Origin of the sequence: Sulfitobacter sp., from assembly GCF_041552635.1 — a bacterium.
Classification (GTDB): Bacteria; Pseudomonadota; Alphaproteobacteria; order Rhodobacterales; family Rhodobacteraceae; genus Sulfitobacter.
The window spans coordinates 1-3100 of record NZ_JBFEKM010000284.1; the positions used below are offsets into that span (position 1 = coordinate 1).

Annotated in this window: 3 protein-coding genes and 1 pseudogene; 1 reads left to right on the plus strand and 3 read right to left on the minus strand. The window is 49.6% G+C overall.

Translation table 11 applies throughout. From position 1 onward, the window contains the following. Nucleotides 1-93: 93 nt before the first annotated feature. From ABYT07_RS20045 to ABYT07_RS20055, 3 genes and pseudogenes are all read right to left on the minus strand, one after another. The gene (locus tag ABYT07_RS20045; RefSeq protein ID WP_372993774.1) at nucleotides 94-516 is read right to left on the minus strand and encodes a hypothetical protein; all 423 of its coding nucleotides are present in this window, start codon (nucleotides 514-516) and stop codon (nucleotides 94-96) included. Between the two features lie 105 nt (nucleotides 517-621). After that, complete coding sequence (locus tag ABYT07_RS20050; RefSeq protein ID WP_372993775.1) at nucleotides 622-1527, minus strand: hypothetical protein; 906 nt, start codon at nucleotides 1525-1527, stop codon at nucleotides 622-624. Nucleotides 1528-1756: 229 nt separating this feature from the next. After that, a pseudogene (locus ABYT07_RS20055) lies at nucleotides 1757-1819 on the minus strand (DUF3768 domain-containing protein); the annotation flags it as partial. Nucleotides 1820-2515: 696 nt separating this feature from the next. Here ABYT07_RS20055 and ABYT07_RS20060 point away from each other — a divergent pair. Continuing rightward, on the plus strand, nucleotides 2516-3100 hold a 585-nt coding region (locus ABYT07_RS20060; protein WP_372993776.1), incomplete at its 3' end, for a VWA domain-containing protein.

Genomic DNA, 3100 nt, shown 5'->3' on the forward strand with positions numbered 1-3100 from the left:
GACGCCAATTTCCGTCTTGCCAGGTTGATTACCCGGATGATGGTCTGCAATAGTCTCTGCCTAGTACTGCGCCGACGTGATACAATTTAGGGTTTATGGCGCAGAATGTAGGTCGCCATACGTATGCGCACCAAAAAAGCCGACCCAAAGATAACGCTGTGAATGAGCCATCTGAGCCAAGGTCATAGGCAGATAGCTTTGGTCTGCCCAAATATTGATCTGCTGACGCTCGGTACTATATGTTGGGGTCCGAATTTGATCAGGGGCGACAAACCGGATGTAGCCATTGGTGACTTGCGAACTGGGTGATGGCGAACCCAGCAGCCGAATGTACGCCTGACTTCCGCTTACCCCGCTTGTTGCATGTCCTGCGGTAAAGAACTGCGACGTTCGAACAATCAAAATTTGGCGACCGGTCGCTATCAGGCTTCCACCCTCGCCTGTAGTAAAAACATGATCAAGTTGCGAAATGATTTCATCGACTTGCTCTTCGATGGGGAGCGGTGCAATAGACATTTTATTCCTATGAAGTTGTTGAGGATGGTGTGCAGTCGCTAAAATACATAGCGGCCCACAAGCTGAAACGGCCTAACTGCTTCTTGGCGAGGCCCAAAAAGTATATCACCATCCTTGAGGCGGATTACCAGATTGAATATCCAGCTCCATACTTAATACGTCATCAGCAAATAAAAGACGATCAGTCATCGGCTTCCATCCCTTTCCATTGCGCAAAGGGACAAAGTAACTCTGCGCGACAACACTCTGTATTGCTTGAAGCTTTATTTGATCTGCCGTGAAATCAGGGAGGGAGGCAAACCCTTTACTCCTCAACAATTCGGGATATTTTCTCGCCTCAATATATAGCAAGTCCAATTCAGAAACCGCCTGGTCTACACTAGAGTGCCAGTTCCAAAATTGTTCTGAGCTTGGTGTTTCGATACCCCCTGCGCCGATTCCATCCCTGCGGAAGGGACGAGCATTCTGGTTAAATTGTTTAAATTTGTTACGTTTATATAGAATGACTGAGTGTGAGAGATTTCCAACTCTTTGCCTAACGGCATCCGAACTTGGGTTCTCACCCTTAGCTTCTCCAGAACGATTACCATTACCTGTCTGGCCATTGGACAAACGATAGCTTGCACGCATAGAATATTTTCCACCAAGAACTTCATCACTTAATGGCCATGCCAACTTGACCGCACATTTGTTACCAGTCCAACGACGTGAAATTGTTGATACATCGTTTCGACCAAACTGGCTGTAAGTTATGGTGGCGGTCATATTGATTTCTACAAACGATGCTATATCGCATCGCTCTACTGCTGCGTCTATAGTTGTTGTGCAAGGTTCAGGAACAGCTTTAATGCACCCACTTGTCAAAACAGTTTTGCCATCCGCTGCGTCGATCCCAAATTTTACACCAGCTTCGCCGACAGCGGTCTCATTGTCTTTTGAATCGCCCGCAAATAGTAGGGTTGGGCAGAAAAGTAAGGCTAATATTAGAGTTTTACGAATATAATGACGCATTATACGTTCCTCTTAAAGATATTTTGCTATTTTCAACTATCATAGTTTCAATAATTTCCAAACAATAGACTCTTCACTTCCCAAAACCTGGCCGTCAGCCAGTGCTAAACGTCCGATGGGACAGAGACTGACGCATTTGTTCAGTACAACGAGTTACGCATATCTTGGACAGCGATGAAAATTCTCAATAGGCCACGAGTTGAAACAGCGTAGGTATAAAACTTTTCCCCTAATATTCTTCAGCTAACATCACGGTGATAACACGAAGTGTTTTCTGAGGATCGCTTGGATCCTAATAGCCAAATTCACCTTTAGAACCGAAGTAATCGATCTTTCAAAAGATGCGCTGACTATTGTGCTCGCGGAACGGGCATTGGTGGACTTGCATCGAAGGTCAAAAAAATCCGCGATTTGTGAATTGACCGATCACTGAATTCTTCGCTTGCAGCGAATGTCGGCAATACGTGCTGCTACCGCAGCAACTCGAAGGCGAAACCAATGTCGGGTCTGGGCCTAGATCGCTAGGCCTAAGAGCCTAGGGAGCGGATGCAAGAGCTTAGAAATTGCACTTCATTAGACCAAACTGAACAACATCCTGAACATCATGGAATTTCACCCCATGTAAGTTATTATTAGATATAGAAATTTATGGCGAGTCTATCCAATCCATCATGGGTGCCACGGACAGGCGTGCGGCACGCCGAACATCGGTAAACCCTAGTTTTTCATGATTATGTGGCTCTGCCATTTTTCACGTATTCCTCGTTTCGGCGCGATCTAGCCCCGTTCGTGCACCCGATGCTACCTGATTTTGCCCTTGAGTTGCGATGTAGCACTGTTTGCGCGGCGGTTTCCACCTCATGCGTGATCAACATTCGGAGCAACCCCATGCGCCGCAGGCAATCACAACCTACCCCGCCACTTTGGTCGTAGGGCCATACCGTGCAATCCTATAGACAGGTCCAGCACCGCATGTCAGGCTTTTGCTATGCGGTTAATATCCCCCATTGTTGCCGCCCTGTTGGGTGTCACGACCACGTCAGCACAAAGTGACTGCGTTTCGGACGCAATGATCGTGTTTGACGGGTCCGGATCGATGGCTGAAATGGGGTTCAACGACATCAACGAGCCGCGTATATTCGAGGCCCGCCGCGCCATGGCGGATGCAATCCCGCCGATTGCAGAAAACAGACGGCTGGGTCTGGTGATCTATGGCCCCAATGGGGTTGACGAATGCACCGGCCTCGACCTGCGCTTTGCCCCTATGGCTGACGCTGCGCCGCGCCTATTGAACGATGTGAACGCGCTGCAACCCACCGGCAGCACCCCCCTGACCGAAGCAGTCAGGCTGGCCGCGCGCACGCTCGACTATCAAACGCGGCCTGCCACGATTGTACTGGTGACGGACGGCAAGGAAACCTGCGGCGGGCAACCCTGCGCGCTGGCGGCCGACCTTGCGGCAAGCGGGTTTGACACGACCGTTCACGTCATCGGTTTCAAGGTGCGCGGGTCGTTCTTCTCGTGGGAACGCGACACCGACAACAGCTATACCGAGGCAGAAAGCGTGTCGCGC